The following is a 20,596-nucleotide window of genomic DNA, read 5'->3' as shown; positions in this document are numbered from 1 at the left end:
AATCAACCCCGAAGCTCATTGTCGTCGACACTGGCCCAGTAGGTATTGAGCAGAAAACCGCCCAGAACACCCAGCACCAGCCACAGTGGCCATGCCCCCCCGGCAACAGTCAACAACACCCAGGCCACCCCCGACATGACGAACAGGGACACCAGAGGCTGGCGCAATTTTCGGTTGATCGAATAGCCGTTATCGTAGGGGCGGATACCATTCAGAAGGGGTGCACCGGATGACAGCAAAACCCCCAGCCAGACGAAGTCCCGGTGGACAAGCAATGCCACCAGAGAGACCAAAAAGGCCACCGTGCTCCAACTGTAAAAAAACAGGGAAAAAAGCTTTTTCATAGGACCAACCACCATCAATCAGACTGCTGAGCTGGCACGCCAGACAGCCGAGGCAGAACACGCGCCCGCAAAAACTCGGGCAGTACCAGCATGGCCGGGGTGAACACCAGTGTCAAAATCGTCGAGAACAGCAGGCCATTGACGATCGCGGCGGCCAATTGCTGCCACCATGAAGCGAGCTCACCGTTCACCTCAATCTGTCGGTGAATAAAGTCCAGACTGACACTACAGGCCAATGGCAGCAATCCCACCGCTGTTGTGACCGTGGTCAACAATACCGGGCGCAGCCGGGTGATGGCGGCCGAAACAGCGGCATCCAGCGCGCTCAAATGACTATCCTCCCGCCGCAGATGATTGTAAGTATCAATCAGCACAATATTGTTGTTCACCACAATACCGGCGAGCGCCACGATGCCGATGCCCGACATCAAGACACTCAGCGGCTGTTGCATCACCAGCAAACCCAGCAAGACACCGGCCGTGGACATCACCACGGCCGACAGAATCAGGAACGCCTGGTAGAAACTGTTGAACTGCATGACCATCAGAATCAGCATCAGGAACAGCGCCATCAGGAAGGCCACACCGAGAAACGCAATGGAATCCTCCTGCTCCTCATTGGCACCCCGAAAAGCGATTTTCACAGCAGGATTGATGTCGGCGGTTTCCAGCCAGGCGGCGATTTCCTTCACCTTGTCATCCGGCAATACACCATCTTCGGCATTGGCTCTGACAAACAGCACATCACTCCGGTCGATCCGCTGGATGCTGTCCAGCCTGGGCCGGGGTTTACGTTCAACAAAGGTGCTGACCGGCACGGCTCCGGAAGGCGTTGTAACCCGCAGTTCATCCAGAGCAAACAGACCGCGGTCTGCCGCTGGATACCGCACCCTGATTTCCACTTCCTCCTCTGCATCATCGGGCCGGAATTCACCGATTTTGATACCATTGGTCACCAACTGCACCATATTGCCCACCTGCAGGGTATCGACGCCCAGCATCGCGGCTTCGGCGCGGTCGACCACCAGCTCCCACTCAATGCCGGGCAAAGGCAGGGTATCCTCGATATCCCGCAAGCCGGTCATCTGATTCTCCAGGTAATAGCGAATCCGGCGGGCTTCCTCCCGCATAATTCCCCGATTGGAAGAAGAAAGCTGCAGCTGGATATCCTTACCCACCGGCGGACCACCCTGAACCGGATTAACCGTCACATCAATACCCGCCATACCGGCCACGGCGCGACGAACATCGGCATAGACTTCGCGGCTGGTGCGGTCGCGATCACTGGCCCGCCCCAACTCAACCAGGATATTACTGATCTGATCTTTGGCCCGCTCGAGGTTGCCACCAATGCTGCTGCCCCGGCTCGCCGCGTACACGGTTTTTACATGGGGTACGGCCATTACCCGGAGTTCGACCTCCCGGGACAGTCGCGCCATGTCGGCTATGGTCAAATTGCCCTGGGCTTGCACAGACACAATCCCGTAGCGGTCTTCGGTCTCCACAAAAAAATCCACCCCACGACCAAACGTGCCGTAGAGTACAAAAATCGTCACCAGTAGCAGCAGCACCGAAGCTATCGTCAATACTGGCTGCGTCAGGGCCCAGCCAATAAACTTGCCGTAGCCATTGCCAAGCTTGCCGAGGTAAGCCTTCCCCCTGACCGGGATATCGGTTGCCGGTGCCAGCTGATATTTTTTTCGGCCAAACAGCACACCCAGTACCGGCACAAACAACAGGGCATACAACAGCGACCAGCTGAGCACCGCAAAAACTGTCACTGGCAGGTAGGACATGAATTCTCCCACCACTCCCGGCCAGAGCATGAGCGGTAAAAAAACGGCCAGTGTCGTTGCCGTCGAGGCAACCACCGGCATAAACATACGGCGCACTGCTGTCAGATAGGCATCGCGCAGCGACATACCCGAGAGGGTTTTCTGGTCGGCGTATTCCACCACCACAATGGCCCCATCAATCAGCATCCCCAGTGCCAGCAACAGTCCGAAAATCACCATAAAGTTAAAACTGTAGCCGAGCAGGTAGACAACAATCGTTGCACCAAACAGCGAAAAGGGAATACCGAGACTCACCAGCAACCCGGAGCGCAAACCCAGTGCGGCCACCACCACCACCATCACCAGAGCAACAGCGGTGAGAATGTTGCCCTGCAACTCATTGACCATTTGCAGGGCGAAATCAGACGCGTCAAAAATATAGTCGATCTGGACGCCCCGAGGCAGGGTGCCCGCCGAACCCTCAACCAGGGCCTTGACCGAGGCGACAGACTTGATGGCATTGGCCTGGTTGCGCTTGAACACCTCAATGGCCATGGCCTGCCGACCATTGATATGACTAAAGGTGGTGGGATCCTTAAAGGTACGGCGAACATCTGCCACATCCGCCAGCGTGACGACCCCCTCTGAGTTGGACTTCACCGGCAGACCCATCAGGTCTTCGCGCCCCTCGATAAGACCCGGCACCTTGACCCCGAAACGGCCGCTGGCCGTGTCGTACTCACCACTCGGAACCAGCAGGTTATTGGCCGCCACGGTTTTCAACAGTTCATCAGCCGTGATGTTGTAGTGTTCAAGTGCAGAGGGGTTCAGCAGCACTTCAACCACCTCCTCACGATCACCCGACAGATTCGCCTGCAGAATTTCCGGCAGGGATTCTATCTCCAGCCGCAAATTGCGGACAATGTGAAACAACTCGCGCTCGGTAAGCTGTTCGCCGGAAAAGGCAATCACCAGGGTCGGCTCAGGGGATGCCGACAGCTCGTTGACGATCGGCTCATCCGTATCATTGGGGAATTCCGCCTTGGCCCGGTTCACCGCCTCACGCACATCCGCCAGTGCGGCGCTGATGTCGATATCGATCTCAAATTCCACAACCGCAAAAGCCGAGCCTTCCTGGGCACGGGTGGTGAGTTCTTCCACCCCGTCGAGTGATTTCAATTCGATTTCCAGCGGCTTGACCAGCAGGCGGTTGGCGTCCTCCGGGGAAATACCCTGATGCGTCACCGTCACCATCACCACCGGCACGGTCACATCGGGATTCAGGTCAACGCTGATCAGGTAACGGGCGACCACGCCGGCTATCAATACAAACAGCAGAATCGATACGGTAGCCCTGGCGCGACTGATCGCCTGCTCGAGGAGTTTCATTGGGCAGACTGACCCTCCGGCAAAACAGGGGCCGCTTCTTCCTCTTCTGCCGCCACCTGCTCACCTGCGGAAACATATTCCTGGCCGACGGTGATAACGCGGGTGCGCTCCGGTAGCCCGGCAATCCAGACACCCTCACCGTCATCGCCGACCAGATCGATCAGCACGAAGTCCACCCGATCATCCCGGTTGACGATTTTCAGGCCAAGCTCGCCACCATCACCCAGCGCCAACAGCGATGCCGGTACACGGTGGGCCCGAAGTACATTGGTGGCCACCATCACCTGACTGGCCACACCGGCGCGAAGCTGGAAAGAAGGATTCGGCAGGGTGATCTCCATTTCATAGGTGCGGGTTTGCGGTTCGGCCAGGTGACTGAGATAGGTCACCTCACCGGTCACCAACTGCCCCGTGGCCAGCCGTACCGATGCATTACCACCAACCTCGGCGCGAACCACTTCGCGTTCCGAAAGGCGCGCAACCACTTTCAGCGGGTTCATTTCCACGATCTCGGCACAGATATGATTGCGGTCCATGTAATCGCCCACCTCCACGGGCCGATCGTCGACAAAACCGGCAAAGGGGGCCGCAATACGGGTATTGGCCAAATTGATTTCCGTGAGGCGAAGTGCTGCCCTGGTACTTTCCAGACGTGCATTGGCCTGGGCAATGGCCGAATCAGACTGATAACCCTTCTCCTTCAGCTTCAGGGCTCCGCGATAGTCGATTTCCGCCTGAGCGACCGCTGCCTGGGCTTCCAGCACCCGCTGCTCGCGGTCTTCCTCGGCAAGTTCGCAAATGGTATCGCCTTCATCGACCGCCTGCCCCTTGTCGGCGGGCACCGCTATCACCCGGCCACTGACTTCAGCCCGTAAAGTCACATGGCGATTCGGCGCCGTCCTGCCCCGGGCGGAAATCTGGCGGGAATAATCTTCTGCCTCCACCCAGCGAACCCTGACCTTGGTCAGCTCGTCCGCAACCGCCGGGTCGTCTGCTGGTGTGATCTCGCTGTTACCCGTCACCAATCCACTGACAAACCAGATGATGATTAACACCAGGATCACCAGTGCGATTTTCACATTGGCATTCAATTATGTTCTCCCACAGAGCACCACAGCTCGCACGCAGACCATTCTGCACCGCAGCGGCCATGGTAGCCGAGCCAATAAAAGGATGAAACGCGAATCGCGAAGACCTTCAACTCACAACATCCCCGACATCATTGTTGATCGGCCCGAGTTTTGTATTGAGCTGCTGCAGACGGTCAGCCAGAAACAGGGCGTAGTCACGCTGTTCCTGCAACTCCTCTTCTGTATCGCCTGCGGGAGAACGGTGAATCAGGTTGAACGGTACCCGTACCATTGGGTGATCGGGAAACCGGGTGCGATAGAGCTCAATGCGCCAGCGGAGGATATGTACAATCTGCCGATAGACAATCAGTTTGGTCGGCAGCGTCAATGGGTTGTGCTCAGGTTTGACATGCAGGCAGGCAAAGTCCGTGGCGAACACAACAGCTTCACGAATCAGCCCCGGAGCGACAATATCCTGTGTTCTTTTATTGCCGGTAATCACGGCAATTTCGCCAAACACGTCCCCCGGAATCAAAACCCCAATCACTTTGCTGTGATCGAGCGGGTCGCATACCAGCAATTTGCCTCGCATCAGGAAGTACATCCAGCTGCCCTGTTCGCCGGCCTTGAGGAAGGTCTCACCGGGTGCGACAGAATAGAGATGGGACTGCTGAATCAGTATGCGCAGCTGCTGTGGGTCGTGACGGCCGACTTCCTTGAAAAAATGCAGTGAGGCGACCTTTTTTTCCAGCTCTTCTGCTGTCAGTTGCAATGCCGGGTTCATAGGCATCAATAGAGCTCCCCTGGTTGCTGGGCAAATTATCATACCCCTTGCGGCGGATAGCCAGTTTTTAAGCGTATTTAACGCAAGGACAGGGCAGCGGGATGATACAACCGGCAGACAGCTGTTACAGTAACCGGAACAAACCGGCAACGAAAACACCGTAAAGTAGCGGTCGCAAAACCTGCCCTGCCATTTGCCAAGACACTTTTTAACCCTCAATGGATGACCACATTATCAGCACACTGCACTTCAAGAACAGTTTTGCCGCATTGGGTGAGGACTTCTCCACTCCGGTCACACCCAGTGGCATTGAAAACCCCTGGCTGGTCAGCGTCAACGAGGATGCCGCCGAACTGCTCGGTATCGATATCGAAGAATTGCAACAGGACTGGTTTTTGCAGTGGTGCAGCGGCAACCTCACCCTGCCGGGCAGCGACCCCCGGGCGATGGTCTACAGCGGTCACCAGTTTGGTTCCTACGTGCCCCGATTGGGCGACGGACGCGGACTGCTACTGGGTGAAGTGGATGGACCACAGGGCAAATGGGACATCCACCTCAAAGGGGCCGGACAGACACCCTATTCCCGCTTCGGCGATGGTCGTGCTGTACTGCGCTCTTCCATCCGTGAATACCTGTGCAGTGAGAACCTGCACGGGCTGGGCATTGCCACCACCCGGGCACTGAGCATCGCCGCCAGCGACGAACCGGTCTACCGCGAAACCACCGAGCAGGCCGCCATGCTGATCCGACTGGCCCGCAGTCATGTCCGCTTCGGCTCCTTTGAATATTTTCATCACCGGGGTGAAACCGAACAAGTCCAGATCCTGGCTGACCATGTGATCGAACAACATCTGCCTGAACTGGCTGGCTGTGATGACTGCTATCTGGGTATGTTCCGGCATGCTGTTCACAGTACGGCACGGCTGATTGCCCAATGGCAGGCAGTGGGCTTTGCCCACGGCGTGATGAATACCGATAACATGTCGATTATTGGCGACACCCTCGATTACGGCCCGTTCGGCTTTCTCGACAGCTACAACCCGGAGTTTATCTGCAACCATTCCGATCACGGCGGGCGCTATGCCTTCAAGCGCCAGCCCATTATCGGCCTGTGGAACTGCAATGCCCTGGCCAATGCACTGACCAGCCTGCTCAGCGTGGAAACACTGACCAGAGTACTGGAGGAATACGAGCCGCTGTTTTTTGACAGTCTGCTGCAACTGCACCGACAAAAGCTCGGTCTGCTCACGACAGAGAGGGACGATCAGTCACTCATCGACGATCTGCTGGCGGCCATGACAACCAGCAATGTCGACTACACTATTTTCTTTCGCAAACTCTGCGACTTTCAGGAGAAAGGGACCAATGACCCGCTGCGCGATCTGTTTCTGGATCCCGCAGCTTTTGATGGCTGGGCAGAACGCTATCGCCAGCGACTCGCCAGAGAATCTGAACAGCACTCAGCAGTGGAGCGCCGTCAAGCCATGCTGAAAACCAATCCGAAGTATGTGCTGCGCAACTACATGGCAGAAATCGCCATTCGCAAGGCCGAGGATGACGGGGATTACCGTGAAATTGAGCGATTGCTCAAGCTGCTGAAAACACCTTTTGATGAACACCCTGACTGCGAGGAATACGCCCGGCATCCACCGGCCTGGAGCCAACAGCTCAGCGTGAGCTGCTCCTCCTGACAGGATTTGCCAACCAGGCATCCGAACGTCCAATGACTCAACAGGGTTCTGTTTAACTGGCCTATTGCACGGGTCCCTTGTCCTCCGGCTGCCAGGGCCACCGGCCCTCGATTTCAAGGTGAAGTGTCAGGCTGAGGAAGGTTCGGATCAGAATAATCAGGCCGAGTACGGCGACATTCTCCAGTGACGTTTCTACAATCACGGTGCGAATGATGTCCCCGGCGATCAGGAACTCCAACCCCAGGATTATCGAGCGTCCCAACTGCCTGCGATACACCCGGTATGCAACACCCTCCGACTGATGGCGATAGCCCCGCAGGAAATTGACGGTGGAGAGTACAGAGCCGATCATCACCACCAACACACCGGCAGCTTCGATGGCGTATCCCGCCAGGGAAATAATCTCGGTAAGCGCCATGATATTCCTGTCCTTGTTTTACAGTGGCCAGACCCAGAGGATCATGGGCGTGGCACAGGCAACAATCAGTATGGATAAAGGCAGACCCATTCGCCAGTAGTCACTGAACTGATAACCACCCGGCTCCATCACCAGGGTATTGGATTGATGTCCGATGGGTGTCAGGAAGGCGCTGGAGGCACCAATCGCCACTGCCATCAGCAAGGGATCCGCCGAGACCTGCATACCCTGAGCAAGGTTGATCGCTACCGGTGCAGCCAGAATCGCGGCGGCGGCATTGTTGACCACATTGGACAGCAGCATGACCGCCGTCATCAGTATCGCCAGGGTCGCCATCGGCGGCACAGCGCTGGCAATGTTCAATAAACCGTCGGCAATCAACTGGGAGCCACCGGTGGTTTCCAGGGCATTGCCAACCGGCAGCATGGCTGCCAGCAACACAATCACCGGCATATCGATACTTTTGTAAATTTCACCCGGCGGCACCAGATTCACCAGCACCATCACCAATGCACCGCCCACCAGCGCAGTGGCGGCGGATACCAGATTCAGGGCGATCACCACCAACGACAGGGCAAAAATCGCAATGGCCAGAAACACCTTGCGAGGCCGGCCTATCTCCAGACCCCGGGAAGCCAGCGGCAGACAACCCAGACTTGAAAGGGCCGCCGACATATTTTCTTCCTGAACCTGCAGCAGCAGTATGTCACCCGCCACAAAGCGAATTTTGCCAATCCGTTGCCGCAGCCGATGGCCCTGCCGGGCCACAGCGAGCACATTCACGCTAAAGCGCTTGCGTAAATCAACCCCGGTGGCGGTTGTTCCCAGCAGTACTGAACCGGGCGTGACAATGGCCTCCACCAGCGTCAGCTTGCCCGGTTTGGCCTTTGATTTCTCACCGGTGTCCTCTTCGGCAGCGGTATCGCCGTTTCTGTCGACCTGTGTTTGTTCTGAAGCAACCTGTAATTCATCCTGATCATCTTTGGAGGAATCGGCCAGATTCTCCTCTTTGCTGCTCCCCTCTGCCAATTCAAGACCGGTCTCGTCAATCAGTGACTTGAGGCTTTCCGAGTCCGCCTCCACCAGCAAAACATCCTGCTCCCGCAGCACCTTGTAAATGGACGGCATCTCCTGGCGTTGCTCATCGCGGAACAAGCCCACCACCATCACATCCGAATCGTCCTGTACGACGGACAACAGGTCATGAAGGGTTTGCCCTGCGTATTTGCAGCCCTCCGGAATACGCAGTTCCGTCAGATAGGCGCTGATTTCAAACAGCGACTCCGAGTCATCCTGATCTTCACGCCGGGGCGTCAATCGCCAGCCGATCAGTGCGATAAAGGCCACCCCAACCAGAGTCAGCAACGCCCCCACGGGCATGAAATCAAACATGCCAAAAGGTGTGCCACCGACCTCTGCCCGATAGGACGCAATGATAATATTGGGCGGGGTGCCGATCATGGTCAGCATGCCGCCCAGCAGCGATCCAAACGCCAACGGCATCAGCAGCAGGGAGGGTGAAAAGCCGCTCTGGCGGGACATCCACACCGCCACTGGCATAAACAGCGCCAGCGCACCGACGTTGTTCATAAAGCCGGAGCAGATGGCCACGATACCGGTCAGCACCGCCACCTGGATCCAGGGGGCATCGCCCGCTCGCATCAGATGCCGGGACAGGGTATCTACCACCCCGGCATTGAGCAGTCCACGACTCAACACCAGCACCGCCGCCACCGTAATCACTGCAGGATGGCCGAGCCCCATAAAGACCTGATCCGGCGGCACAATGCCCACCAGTGCCACCACCAGCAGGGCCATCAGTGCCACAATATCGTAGCGCCAGCGATTCCACACAAACATGCCCAGCGTAGCGGCCAACACCGCAAAGACGATTAACTGATCACTGTTTATGTCACTCACAGGGATGCTCCGGATCGACAGTTGATGGACTGAAGAAACACAACAAACCGGGTTTCCCAGAGACAACCCCAACCGCTGACCTGTGCAATACTCACTACAGGGTTACCTCGATCTGCTCAATCGCCCGCAGCGCTTTGGCGACAGCCGCCTCGGTGCTGCTATCCCGGGCCAATGCAACCCCCAGGCGACGTTCACCACGAACCGCCGGTTTACCGAACAGGCGCAGTTCCGTGTCCGGCTCGGCCAGCGCTGCAGACAGGTTGCCGTAACGCATGTCGCTGGACTCGCCCGTCACCAATAATACGGCGGAAGCACAGGGCCCAAGCTGGTGGATCACAGGAATCGGCAAGCCGAGAATGGCCCTGGCATGCAGGGCGAATTCGGACAGATTCTGGGACATCAGTGTCACCAGACCGGTGTCATGGGGCCTTGGTGATACCTCACTGAAATAGACGGCATTGCCCTTGATAAACAGTTCTACCCCAAACAGGCCATAGCCACCCAGCGCGCCGGTGACGGCGGCGGCAACCCGCTGCGCTTCCTCAAGGACAGCGGCATCCATAAACTGGGGCTGCCAGGACTCGCGGTAATCGCCTTTTTCCTGACGGTGGCCGATGGGGGCACAGAAACTGGTGCCATCCCGATGACGCACAGTGAGCAACGTGATCTCATCATCAAAGTCCACAAACCCCTCGACAATCACCTTGCCCTGACCACTGCGACCACCGGATTGGGCATACTCCCAGGCGGCATCGATCTGGTTTTCGGATTTGACGGTACTCTGGCCTTTGCCTGAAGAAGACATAATCGGCTTGACCACGCAGGGCAGCCCGACCGCCCTGATGGCCGCCTCATATTCAGCCCTGCTTTCAGCAAAACGGTAGGGCGAAGTCGCCAGTTTCAGTTCCTCGGCGGCAAGTCGGCGAATGCCTTCGCGGTTCATGGTGAGGTGGACCGCTCTCGCCGAGGGCACCACCTGCCAGCCCTCCTGCTCGAGCGCCACCAGCTCGGCAGTGGCAATCGCCTCGATTTCCGGCACGATCAGATGCGGCTTTTCGTTCTCCACCAGCCAGCGCAAAGCCTCCCCGTCCAGCATATTGATCACATGACTGCGATGGGCCACCTGCATGGCCGGCGCATTGGCATAGCGATCCACGGCAATCACCTCGCAACCGTAGCGCATCAACTCTATGGCCACCTCTTTGCCGAGCTCACCACTGCCGAGAAACATCACCCGGGTGGCATGGGGTGCGAGCGGTGTACCAATGGTTGTCATGAATCACTCCTGGTGGTGAGCCTGTTTGGCCAAACAGCTATTGCATCAAGTACAAAAATGACCGGTTACTGCTATTTATGCTTTTTGATTCAACCCCGTCAACACTTCACGGAAACTGTTCAAACCCGCCTCCAGGTTCTCGATAATTTCTTCGGCCAGCTCGTCCGGCTCGGGCAGGTTGTCGAGGTCAGTCAGACTTTTATCTTTGAGCCAGAACAGATCCAGACTGGTCTTGTCGCGGGCCACCAGCTCTTCATAGCTATACTTGCGCCAGCGGCCTTCCGGGGTTTTCTCGGCATGCCATGTAGCTTTGCGCTGGTGTCGATTTTCCGGGTTATAGCACTGAATAAATTCGGCCAGATCAGCAAAGCGCAACGGCTTTTTCTTGAGGGTGTGATGGACATTGGTGCGGTAATCGTAAAACCAGACTTCTTTTGTCCAGGATTTTGGGCTCGCTGGCTGGTTATCGAAAAACAAAACATTGGCCTTCACGCCGTTGGCGTAAAAAATGCCAGTGGGTAGACGCAAAATGGTATGAAGGTCGGTATTTTCCAGCAACTTTTTACGGATGGTTTCACCCGCACCCCCCTCAAACAATACGTTGTCGGGAACAACCACCGCCGCCTTGCCAGTGGTCTTCAACATGCTGCGGATATGCTGCACAAAATTCAGCTGTTTGTTAGAGGTCGTGGCCCAAAAATCCTGCCGATTGTAGGTCAGATCGTCGGTTTCCTGTTCGCCCTCTTCATTGGTAAAACTCATTGAGCTTTTTTTACCGAACGGCGGATTGGCCAACACATAATCGAAACTCTGCGGGCTGACGGCCACCAGAGCATCGTTGGGCGACACCAGCGAATCGCCGTCAATCTCACCGATGTTATGCAGGAACATATTCATCAGGCACATGCGACGGGTATTAGCGACAATCTCGTTGCCATAAAAAGTTTCATGTTTGAGAAAAGTTTTTTGCGCCTTATCCAACTTGTAGTGATTTGGATCAGTCAGAAAATCATAGGCCGCCAGAAAAAAACCACCGGTACCACAAGCCGGGTCAGCAATGGTTTTTTTTGGCTCCGGACGCACGCACTCCACCATGGCACGGATCAGCGCCCGCGGGGTAAAGTACTGACCGGCACCGGACTTGGTATCCTCAGCATTCTTCTCCAGCAGGCCTTCGTAGATATCCCCTTTCACGTCCGCACCCATGGTGGCCCACTGGGTGCTGTCCACCATATCGATCAGCCGGTAGAGCTTGGCCGGATCCTGGATTTTGTTTTGCGCTTTGGTGAATATCTGGCCGAGCATACCTTTCTGGGTGCCCAGCGCACGCAGCAGCTCCACATACAGTACTTCGAGCTCGGCACCTTTCTTGTTTTTCAAACTTTGCCAGCGGTACTGCTCGGGAATGCCCACATCGCGATTGTAGGGAGGTTTGGAATACTCATCCGCCATTTTCAGGAAGATCAGATAGGTGAGCTGTTCCAGATAATCGCCATAGCCCACCCCATCGTCGCGCAAGGTGGTACAGAAACTCCAGACTTTGGAGATGATAGGGGCAGTGCTCATGGTTTCTTCTCTTGTTAGGTATTAGGGCCCAGCAGGTTCATCACCAGCCGTACCATCAGATCCTTGGCCTTGGGATCGCTCTCGGCGATCAGCAGCGTCAGTGCCGTCAGACCGTTTTCATCCAGGGTCAGGCGCATTCCCTCCTGACGCAGGTAGAGCAGAAACAAAAATGCCCCGGAGCGTTTATTGCCATCTGAGAACGGGTGGTTTTTGATCACAAAATAAAGCAGATGCGCGGCGCGTTCTTCACGGGTTTTGTACAGCGGTTCGCCAAACATGGTCTGTTCGATATTACCCAGAATCGCCGCCAGCCCCTCGCCCCGATCGCGGGCGAACAGCTCACTGGCCTCGTCGCGCTGACGCAATTCTCCGGCCAGCGCATCCAGCGCCCGGCGAGCCTCCTCCAGCCGCAATACACCACGCGCCGGTTGTGCGCCAGCGGGAATGCTCAGCCTGCCCTCGTCGTAATCCAGCAACAAACGCCAGGTCCTGGAGTAGCGCAGAATGAGCCCCACCACCTCACGCCCGATGTCGGTCACCAACTCCTGCCGCATGAGTGTCTTGCCCAACAAATCCACCGCCTGCTCCAACTCGGCTAGTCCCTGCTGCGCCAGCCGGTGTTCGTTAAGGCTGTAACCCTGTGTCAGGTGCTCGCGCAGCACCCGGGTGGCCCATTGGCGGAAACGTGTGGCCTGGGTGGAATTGACCCGGTAACCAACCGAAATGATGGCGTCGAGGTTGTAGTGAATCAGGTTGCGCTTAACCTGACGAGCGCCCTCCTGTCGAACTACTAAGAAATCCTTAGCAGTTGACGCACTATCTAACTCATTGTCTTTATATATGTTTTTCAGGTGCATCAGCACGTTTTCAGGAGTCGTGGCAAATAACTCACCCATTTGCTTTTGTGTTAACCACAAGGTTTCACTCTCCAGGCGCACTTCCACTGCCTGGTTTTCAGTCTCAAAAATCACAATATCATTCACAGCACGTCCTTAGGGCTAACCCGTTGGGATTCTAAAAGGTGTCGGATTCTAAAAGGTGTCGGATTCTAAAAGGTCTCGGAGGGATTAAATCTTAACCAACCCCATCTTTCCTTTTCTTTGGTCGCCCCCGTTTCGCCTGGCCCAGCTTGATTCCGTATTGCTGTTCTATTTGTTGCCGAAACCGATCATCACCTACCGGCTGGCTATAGTGTGCCGCTTTACGGACACGATGCAAATCGGCCTCGCCTAGCTGATGTTGAAATAATTCTCGATAGGCATGGCAGCGTGACTCGATATCCAAACCCAGCATCAAATATTCTTCATGCGGCTTGAGCAAACTCTCATCCCCCCAGGCATTCGCGCCATAGCCCGACCAGCGATATTCTTCCGGTCGAACCACCATGCCGGCCCTGACAGGATTCAGCTCGATGTAGCGATGGCAGATCAGCAGATATTTTTCGGACTGGATCAAACTGGAGTAGTGTCGTCCCTCCCACACCGTCCCTGTGCGTTTATAGCGCAGATTGATGTATCGGGCATAGCGGCTGCCTACCACTTTCATGGTATTGGAAATGGCCGTGGGTGACTGCGGGGTGACTAGAAAGTGGATATGGTTGGTCATGAGTCAATAGGCATGGACGGCCACACCATAGCGCCTGGCCACCTCTTGCCAGAGTTCGAGATAGTACTGATAGTTGTCCGGCTCAATAAAACAAGCCTCCCGATTATTGCCGCGCTGGGTTAGATGGTACGGCAATCCCGGTAGATACATCCGTGTGCGTCGTGGCATATGCAGCTCCTTTGCGATGCCTGGCAGTAGTTTGTATTGATGTTCAGAGAATAATAGAGAAACCAACCGGGTTGGTCAGGGTTTAATCCCTCCGACACCTTTTCGCCTTTGCTGAATCAAGCCACTTTGCGCAGCAATTTGCGCCGGAAGTCATCCTCCGCATTCAGCGAAGCAATCATTTCGCCACCCACATTGGACAACCGAGCGAGATCAGCGCGGGGAATATCCTTTTGGTCGGCAAATATCAGCAGCGAATCAAAATCTATTTGATGCTGGTGATAGTACTGTAGGAAGATCGTGGCCAATCGTGCCTTGTCCCGGTTGGGAATGCCAAACAGGAAAACAGGCATGTTGTTACGGCCATCCAGGCAGAAATCCACAGGATAATTTTCCGCATTGGGAATGCCGGGTACTGAATAATCTTTGTGAACCCTGTCTTCGGAGACCAGCAACAGAAGCTGTTCCTGGAGATCTTCGTAGAAGGTGCTTGCCACCCGTGAACGATTCAAGAAAGTCAGATCATAAATGCGGGTGATGGCCTGGCCGAGACGAAAGGAACTGATAGCCAGTTCCGCCGGTGCACACTCCAGCCAGAACTGCCCATTAGTCTCGTCATAGCTCACACCTTGTTCCGCCGTGACCTGGCTCCAAAGCTGCGCTCTTGAGCCTTCAAAAAACTTGTCAACGTCGTTCTCATAGCTCAGGTGCATCAGGGTGTGGCCGCCGTCACTAACCCTCAGACCACCCGTCGTGGTATCACTGAGGTACAGCGGATACTGATCTCCATCAGGGTAGGCAAAGGGGGTCTCTAGCATCACCATGCCATTGGAGCGGCGATGCAGCCGAACCTGGGCGCAAAACTGCTCGCATAACCTCTGTTCGTTCAATTGTTCGATCATGTCGGCACCCCCTACTCGGACTCGAAGAGATCGGGCTCATCCTTCTTTACATTACTTAGCCCACGAATACGGGCATCTTCCAACAAACAGGCCAAAGCGCCTTCCAAAGTTCGATATAGAGCCGTTGCCTCAGCATGGGATTCCGGTTTCCTTCCCGCGAGTATCGCCTTTTCTGTAGCACTGTGAATATGGCAGGCGAACTGGATATCGCCATGTATATGACCACCGCCATTATATCGTAGCAGCGTCAGAGGTTGTCCGTCCGGTTTTATCACTTTGAGGCCACAGGAAAAATCCTTGTCATCGAACAGGTTCTGGCGCTGATACACCGTAAAGGAATGATTTTCGGCAACGATGTTGAAATTCCGCTGCTTGTGCCCCGGCTTTTCCTGCCACCGTGCAGACGGATTACTGATCCGCTTGGGCAGCTTGATCAGGTCGTCAATGTCCTTATCGGTTAACTGATCAAAGTTCATGGGATCATCTCAGTTTGGTGACTTGAATAGTGTACCTGCATGGCTTGCTTCTACACCAGACACATCAAAATTTACGATGCTTCATCAGCACGGGGGCATTTTGATTTAATGAACTCGAACATAGCGAAAAGGTGTCGAAGGGATTAAATCTCGCTGGGTTAGATGGTAGATGGTACGGCAATCCTGGTAGATACATCCGGTATGCGTCGTGGCATATGCAACTCCCTTGCGATGCCCGGCAGTAGTTTGTATTGATGTTCAGAGAATAATAGACAAACCAACCGGGCTGGTCAGAATTTAATCCCTCCGACACCTTTTTGTAGCGGCTGCCTACCACTTTCATGGTATTGGAAATGGCCGTGGGTGACTGCGGGGTGACTAGAAAGTGGATATGGTTGGTCATGAGTCAATAGGCATGGACGGCCACACCATAGCGCCTGGCCACCTCTTGCCAGAGTTCGAGATAGTACTGATAGTTGTCCGGCTCAATAAAACAAGCCTCCCGATTATTGCCGCGCTGGGTTAGATGGTACGGCAATCCCGGTAGATACATCCGTGTGCGTCGCGGCATATGCAACTCCCTTGCGATGCCTGGCAGTAGTTTATATTGATGTTCAGAGAATAATAGCAAATCAACCGGGTTGGTCAGTGGTCAGGGTTTAATCCCTCCGACACCTTTTTTAGTTTCGGATGCGTTCGAACAATGCGCTGGCAGGTTCATCGTTGGGGTCTTGCAGGACGAGCTGGCCGGAGAAGGCTTTTTTCAGGATGGATTGGCGGAGGGTTTCGGACGCCACCAAGTTGGCACTAATTTCGGTTTCAGAGTTTTCAATTATTGACAGATAGTGCTCTAGCTCGCTGACTATTTTGTGCTGCTCATTTATATCCGGAATAGCAATCGGTATCTGTCTGATCGTTCCCATTGAAAGTGAAGGCTGTGCGACAGCCTTCACCGCTGCCAAAGTGAGGTCTTTTCCAATGGGTGATCGGAGGAATAACTCAACGTAACGTGACTCAATCGCTTCACTTTCGACCCTGATCATCCCTATGTTAGGGCCTAAAAAGTATTTTTGATTAGATGGAACGATGGCTACATTCCCTGTACCTGCGCCGACGAACACCATAAGCAACTCGCCGCCAGTAAGGAATGAACGAGTCAGGCTCGCAACCGAGGATGATTTTACTTTCGAATAGGCGGTGACTTTGAAGCCGTGTAAAGCAGCATTTTCGGCTTTGATGACCGGGAGGTCGCCGTCCTCATCATATGTGACAAACTTGGTGTATTCAAAACCAGCCAACTTTGTCACAAAACTGAATTTACCAATTTGAAGCCAACACCAATTTCGAGGTATATCCCACATTCTTGAAATATGTTCAGCATTCAAAGCATCTGGTACGCTTGGCTCCCTGGGCTTCCCCGGCTTCTTCCCTTCTTTGCCGTTTTTCTCCCACGCCTTGACGGCGGTTTGCCAGTCTTGCAGTTGTCGCTGGTAGTGAGCCTCGCGTTCCTGCTGAATGCGGGTGAGGAGTTGTTCCGGTGACTCTAGCTTATCGGCATTTTCCTCACGCCACTGGGCGGTGAGTTTGCCTTCAAAGGCATGTTTGAGGACGGCCTGGCGGTAGACTTTGAGCTGTTCGCGGGCGGTTTTTAGGGATTCAATACCTTTGTCCAGTTCGGAGAATAGGGTTTCTATTTTGGCGACGATGCGCTTTTGATCTTCAAGCGGAGGCAATGGAATCGGAAGTGCGCCAAAAGCCTTGCCAGAAAGCTCGAGAAACGTCGTACCACTAGCTCGCTTTTCTGCTAGTTGTTTTGAACCCTTTAAGTAGTAGTATACGTACTCATTAAACACGTCCTCCGACGGGACTAGACTTTTGAACCCCTGATTCGTCGACATGGGTTCTGAGCTAATAGCCACATAACCAATTGGTGCTCTTGAAGAAAAATGCACGCTCCCCACAGGCATGACCTTGGCTGAGCTGTTTTTCAGACCCTTTTCAGTGAGAAATTTCGCACCTCTAGATATTGTTTTACTTCTGTATCCAGTCAGATCTGCCGGAGAAATCCAATTGATACTCCCACCCCAATACGAGGGTTCTTTGCTCGCTGGTGTGCCGCCAGCAATTACAGCGCCAAGATCTTTTATGGCACACCAGCGCCATGATTTCGGAATTTTCCATAATTCTTCCTTTTCGTTCACGCCACCAACTCCCGATTAAGCTCCTCAATCACCGCATCCATCCGTTCACCAAACAATTGGTACATTTTCCCCATGCCGCCCTTGGCATCGAAGGGGGCCATTTCCAGGTCGTCGCGCTCCATATGGAAGGAACTGGTGATGTGATCGCGAATCATGTGTAGCCAGGCCATTTGTGCCTCGTTGAATTTTTCGCCAGCGCCGCTGTGGTGTTGCAGAATCCAGCGTTGGAAGTTGCGGCGCACGGTGTTGTTGTAGGTTGAGAGGGTACTGTCCAGCCCGGTGACACGGCGGATCAGCGCCACCAGTGCGGTGAGGTCGCTGATGGGGGTTTCGCGCTGCCCTCCTTTTTCGTAATAACCATCCAGATGGGCATAGGCTTGCCAGACACGCTGGGGGGCGAGCTTGGGTCGATCCTGGCGCAGTTGGTCGAGCAGGGATTTGATCATCTGGTAGCTGACTTCGGCGCGGCGGGCCGGGGTTTGAAAGTAGATGGTGAGTGCGTCGATGTCGTTCTGGTGTTCGCGCAAATAATCGGCAAATTCCTGGGTTAGTGCCCTGGCGTTTTCGGTGGTGTCTCCGTCCCACTCGGCGCGGGTGACGCTGTCCAGGTCGTCGTGGACAATGGTTTGTTCCTTATCGCGGCGGATACTGTCGATCAGCTCTACCAGCTCGCCGGTAAATACGTTGGCGGCCTGGCCCACCAGTTGCTCGCGGGCCTGATCGCGGGCGCTGTCACCGGGGTCGAGGCCTTCCGGTTGCCGGGCGATTTGCAACGCTTTTTGCTCGACGGTATCCGGGTTTATGGCGTTGAGCAGTTCGCCCACAATCAGCAGCAGCGGTTTGCCGCCGGACTTTTCACTGATGCGGGCGCGGTCCTGGTCGTCCAGTTGCTTGTCCAGCCGGGCCAGGCGGCCCGCCAGCGAGCTGACGCTGTCCTCATCCCGGGCCGACCCCATCATCACACCCATGGCCAGGTTTTTCAGGGAGACACCGGGTTTGGTAATCAGCGGCTGGCTGGCAGTTTTGAGAGATCTGGTTACGCCTATGGCATCCACTATCACGTAGTGGGTTTTGGCACTGGTGGCTGAAGGGGTGACTTTTTTCAGGCTGTCGGCATCCAGGGTGCGGGTGCCGCGGCCCTTCATCTGCTCGAAGTAGTTGCGGCTTTTGACATCGCGCATAAACAGCAGGCATTCCAGCGGTTTGACGTCGGTGCCGGTGGCGATCATGTCCACGGTCACGGCGATGCGCGGGTAGTAGTCGTTGCGAAACTGGGCGAGCACGGATTTGGGGTCTTCCTCGATTTTGTAGGTCACCTTCTTGCAGAACTGGTTGCCCTCGCCAAATTCCTCACGCACGGTATTGATAATGTCATCGGCGTGGCTGTCGGTTTTGGCAAAGATCAGGGTTTTGGGGACTTCTTTGCGGCAGGGGAAGATGTCCGGCAGTTTTTCCTTGAAGGTGCGGATCACGGTGCGAATCTGGTCGGGATTGACGATGTCGCGGTCCAGCTGTTTGGCTGTGTAGGTGTCGTCTTCGTCCTGGATTTCCCAGCGTTTTTTGCGGGTCAGACGCTCGCGTTTTTCGATCTGCTGTTTGGCCGTGAGGGTGCCACCCTGTTGGGTTTTTTCGGTTTCAATCACGTAAATCTCGTTACCCACGTTAACGCCGTCGGCCACTGCTTTTTCGTGATCGTATTCGCTGACCACGTTTTTATTGAAAAAGCCGTAGGTGCGGTTGTCCGGGGTGGCGGTAAGGCCGATCAAGTAGGCGTCGAAATATTCGATCACCTGCCGCCACAGGTTGTAGATGGAACGGTGGCATTCGTCGATGACGATAACGTCGAAGAATTCCGGCGGGATTTTTTCGTTATAGATGACCGGCAGCGGTTCCCGGCGCAGCGGTGCGTGCTCGGCGGGGTTTTCCTCTTCGGTAGCCTCGTCCAGTTCTTCGCCCTTGAGCAGGGAGTACATGCGCTGGATGGTGCTGATGCTGACTTGGGTGTCGGTGGCGACAAAAGCCGATTTGAGCCGCTGCACGCTGTACAGCTCGGTAAATTTGCGGTTGTCGTCATTGGGCAGAAAAGCCATGAATTCCTGCTCGGCCTGTTCGCCGAGGTTTTTGGTATCCACCAGAAACAGAATGCGTTTGGCACCCGCGTGCTTCAGTAGCCGATAGGTAGCGGTGATGGCAGTAAAGGTTTTGCCGGAGCCAGTGGCCATTTGCACCAGGGCGCGGGGTTTATCCTGCCTGAAGGAGTTTTCCAGGTTGGTGATGGCGGTGATCTGGCAGTCCCGCAGGCCGGCTGTATTGAGTGGCGGCAGCTGTTGCAGGCGAGTACGCAGGGTGCCCAGATTACTTTGCCCCTGGACCAGCCATTCTGCCAGGGTTTCCGGGCGGTGAAAGTTGAACAGCTCACGGGAACGGGGCTTGGGGTCGCGACCATCGGTGAAGCGGGTGATGACCCCGGTGCTTTCGTAGACAAAGCGCAGAGGGGTGTTGTTATTGACCCATTTGAGGGTGGCGTTGGCATAGCCCTGGGACTGGTCTTCCACGGTGGTGATCTTGTGGCCCCAGTCTTCCGGCTTGGCTTCGATCACGCCGACGGCCTGTTTGTCGACGAACAGTACATAGTCGGCGGGGCCGACATCGGTCTGGTACTCGCGCACGGCGACGCCTGGTGCCGCGTTAAAGTTGATGGCTTTTTTGTCTTGAACGACCCAGCCGGCCGCGCTCAGCTGCCAGTCGATCCGGTCGCGGGCCCGTTGCTCGGGAGTTTGGTTTAATGTAGACATGGAAAACTCCCGGCCAACTGCGTGTACCCGCAGCGTGTCAGTAAGGAGGTCGGCTTGTGTGTTTTACCTGCCCTGGGGACAGCAAACGAATTATTGGCATTTTTGTCCTGTGGCTGGGCCAAGCTTTGTCACTCCCTTTGTTGTTATTTGATCCCTATTCTTCAAAATCAATGGGTTGCAATGGTTTATGTCATTATTTATGCCATCGACGAGTCTGCA

17 protein-coding genes are annotated in these 20,596 nt (G+C 55.2%); 1 reads left to right on the top strand and 16 read right to left on the bottom strand.

What is annotated here, in order from left to right:
* Positions 1–2: 2 nt before the first annotated feature.
* The 4 genes from QZ516_RS03220 to QZ516_RS03205 all read right to left on the bottom strand — a co-directional run bounded on the left by QZ516_RS03220 (position 3) and on the right by QZ516_RS03205 (position 5,368).
* The gene (locus QZ516_RS03220) at positions 3–344 is read right to left on the bottom strand and encodes a hypothetical protein (RefSeq protein WP_297186120.1); all 342 of its coding nucleotides are present in this window, start codon (positions 342–344) and stop codon (positions 3–5) included.
* Between the two features lie 14 nt (positions 345–358).
* Positions 359–3,508: an efflux RND transporter permease subunit gene (locus QZ516_RS03215; protein WP_297186117.1), complete on the bottom strand. Its 3,150-nt coding sequence runs from the start codon at positions 3,506–3,508 to the stop codon at positions 359–361.
* The gene (locus tag QZ516_RS03210; RefSeq protein WP_297186115.1) at positions 3,505–4,599 is read right to left on the bottom strand and encodes an efflux RND transporter periplasmic adaptor subunit; all 1,095 of its coding nucleotides are present in this window, start codon (positions 4,597–4,599) and stop codon (positions 3,505–3,507) included. Before QZ516_RS03210 ends, QZ516_RS03215 begins: the two co-directional genes overlap by 4 nt.
* Before the next feature lie 106 nt (positions 4,600–4,705).
* Complete coding sequence (locus QZ516_RS03205) at positions 4,706–5,368, bottom strand: cyclic nucleotide-binding domain-containing protein (protein WP_297186112.1); 663 nt, start codon at positions 5,366–5,368, stop codon at positions 4,706–4,708.
* A 212-nt stretch (positions 5,369–5,580) separates the two neighbouring features.
* Between QZ516_RS03205 and QZ516_RS03200 the strand changes: the two genes are divergently transcribed.
* Positions 5,581–7,053 (top strand): protein adenylyltransferase SelO, encoded by a 1,473-nt coding sequence (locus tag QZ516_RS03200; RefSeq protein WP_297186109.1) that lies wholly within the window; start codon positions 5,581–5,583, stop codon positions 7,051–7,053.
* Between the two features lie 61 nt (positions 7,054–7,114).
* On the opposite strand, the gene QZ516_RS03195 is transcribed toward QZ516_RS03200, so the two are convergent.
* From QZ516_RS03195 to QZ516_RS03140, 12 genes are all read right to left on the bottom strand, one after another.
* The gene (locus tag QZ516_RS03195; protein WP_297186106.1) at positions 7,115–7,471 is read right to left on the bottom strand and encodes a DUF1622 domain-containing protein; all 357 of its coding nucleotides are present in this window, start codon (positions 7,469–7,471) and stop codon (positions 7,115–7,117) included.
* An 18-nt stretch (positions 7,472–7,489) separates the two neighbouring features.
* Positions 7,490–9,391, bottom strand: a complete 1,902-nt coding sequence (locus tag QZ516_RS03190; RefSeq protein WP_297186103.1) for an SLC13 family permease — start codon at positions 9,389–9,391, stop codon at positions 7,490–7,492.
* Positions 9,392–9,485: 94 nt separating this feature from the next.
* Complete coding sequence (gene purT, locus QZ516_RS03185; protein ID WP_297186100.1) at positions 9,486–10,667, bottom strand: formate-dependent phosphoribosylglycinamide formyltransferase; 1,182 nt, start codon at positions 10,665–10,667, stop codon at positions 9,486–9,488.
* A 75-nt stretch (positions 10,668–10,742) separates the two neighbouring features.
* The gene (locus tag QZ516_RS03180) at positions 10,743–12,233 is read right to left on the bottom strand and encodes a class I SAM-dependent DNA methyltransferase (protein WP_297186097.1); all 1,491 of its coding nucleotides are present in this window, start codon (positions 12,231–12,233) and stop codon (positions 10,743–10,745) included.
* Between the two features lie 14 nt (positions 12,234–12,247).
* Positions 12,248–13,216: a RhuM family protein gene (gene rhuM / locus QZ516_RS03175; RefSeq protein WP_297186094.1), complete on the bottom strand. Its 969-nt coding sequence runs from the start codon at positions 13,214–13,216 to the stop codon at positions 12,248–12,250.
* A 91-nt stretch (positions 13,217–13,307) separates the two neighbouring features.
* Complete coding sequence (locus QZ516_RS03170) at positions 13,308–13,838, bottom strand: transposase (RefSeq protein WP_297186090.1); 531 nt, start codon at positions 13,836–13,838, stop codon at positions 13,308–13,310.
* A gap of 3 nt (positions 13,839–13,841) precedes the next feature.
* Complete coding sequence (locus QZ516_RS03165; RefSeq protein WP_297186082.1) at positions 13,842–14,006, bottom strand: hypothetical protein; 165 nt, start codon at positions 14,004–14,006, stop codon at positions 13,842–13,844.
* A gap of 116 nt (positions 14,007–14,122) precedes the next feature.
* Positions 14,123–14,905, bottom strand: coding sequence for a DUF1828 domain-containing protein (locus QZ516_RS03160; RefSeq protein WP_297186087.1), 783 nt, complete (start codon positions 14,903–14,905; stop codon positions 14,123–14,125).
* Positions 14,906–14,916: 11 nt separating this feature from the next.
* On the bottom strand, positions 14,917–15,381 hold the full coding sequence (locus tag QZ516_RS03155; RefSeq protein WP_297186084.1) for a hypothetical protein: 465 nt from the start codon (positions 15,379–15,381) through the stop codon (positions 14,917–14,919).
* Between the two features lie 406 nt (positions 15,382–15,787).
* The gene (locus tag QZ516_RS03150; protein ID WP_297186082.1) at positions 15,788–15,952 is read right to left on the bottom strand and encodes a hypothetical protein; all 165 of its coding nucleotides are present in this window, start codon (positions 15,950–15,952) and stop codon (positions 15,788–15,790) included.
* A 109-nt stretch (positions 15,953–16,061) separates the two neighbouring features.
* Entirely contained in the window at positions 16,062–17,582 is a 1,521-nt protein-coding gene (locus QZ516_RS03145) for a restriction endonuclease subunit S (protein ID WP_297186079.1), read from the bottom strand.
* Positions 17,579–20,377, bottom strand: coding sequence for a DEAD/DEAH box helicase family protein (locus tag QZ516_RS03140; RefSeq protein WP_297186077.1), 2,799 nt, complete (start codon positions 20,375–20,377; stop codon positions 17,579–17,581). Before QZ516_RS03140 ends, QZ516_RS03145 begins: the two co-directional genes overlap by 4 nt.
* Between the last annotated feature and the right edge of the window lie 219 nt (positions 20,378–20,596).

Source organism: uncultured Porticoccus sp., assembly GCF_913061305.1.
Lineage (GTDB): Bacteria > Pseudomonadota > Gammaproteobacteria > Pseudomonadales > Porticoccaceae > Porticoccus.
This window is presented reverse-complemented; position numbering and strand designations above follow the sequence as displayed.

What these genes read in the sequence shown, in the direction of transcription:
- QZ516_RS03165 (WP_297186082.1), bottom strand. Translation starts at nt 14,006, where the DNA reads ATGCCACGACGCACACGGATGTATCTACCGGGATTGCCGTACCATCTA.
- QZ516_RS03205 (WP_297186112.1), bottom strand. Translation starts at nt 5,368, where the DNA reads ATGCCTATGAACCCGGCATTGCAACTGACAGCAGAAGAGCTGGAAAAA.
- purT (WP_297186100.1), bottom strand. Translation starts at nt 10,667, where the DNA reads ATGACAACCATTGGTACACCGCTCGCACCCCATGCCACCCGGGTGATG.
- QZ516_RS03180 (WP_297186097.1), bottom strand. Translation starts at nt 12,233, where the DNA reads ATGAGCACTGCCCCTATCATCTCCAAAGTCTGGAGTTTCTGTACCACC.
- QZ516_RS03170 (WP_297186090.1), bottom strand. Translation starts at nt 13,838, where the DNA reads ATGACCAACCATATCCACTTTCTAGTCACCCCGCAGTCACCCACGGCC.
- QZ516_RS03155 (WP_297186084.1), bottom strand. Translation starts at nt 15,381, where the DNA reads ATGAACTTTGATCAGTTAACCGATAAGGACATTGACGACCTGATCAAG.
- QZ516_RS03215 (WP_297186117.1), bottom strand. Translation starts at nt 3,508, where the DNA reads ATGAAACTCCTCGAGCAGGCGATCAGTCGCGCCAGGGCTACCGTATCG.
- QZ516_RS03150 (WP_297186082.1), bottom strand. Translation starts at nt 15,952, where the DNA reads ATGCCGCGACGCACACGGATGTATCTACCGGGATTGCCGTACCATCTA.
- QZ516_RS03140 (WP_297186077.1), bottom strand. Translation starts at nt 20,377, where the DNA reads ATGTCTACATTAAACCAAACTCCCGAGCAACGGGCCCGCGACCGGATC.
- QZ516_RS03200 (WP_297186109.1), top strand. Translation starts at nt 5,581, where the DNA reads ATGGATGACCACATTATCAGCACACTGCACTTCAAGAACAGTTTTGCC.
- QZ516_RS03160 (WP_297186087.1), bottom strand. Translation starts at nt 14,905, where the DNA reads ATGATCGAACAATTGAACGAACAGAGGTTATGCGAGCAGTTTTGCGCC.
- QZ516_RS03195 (WP_297186106.1), bottom strand. Translation starts at nt 7,471, where the DNA reads ATGGCGCTTACCGAGATTATTTCCCTGGCGGGATACGCCATCGAAGCT.
- QZ516_RS03220 (WP_297186120.1), bottom strand. Translation starts at nt 344, where the DNA reads ATGAAAAAGCTTTTTTCCCTGTTTTTTTACAGTTGGAGCACGGTGGCC.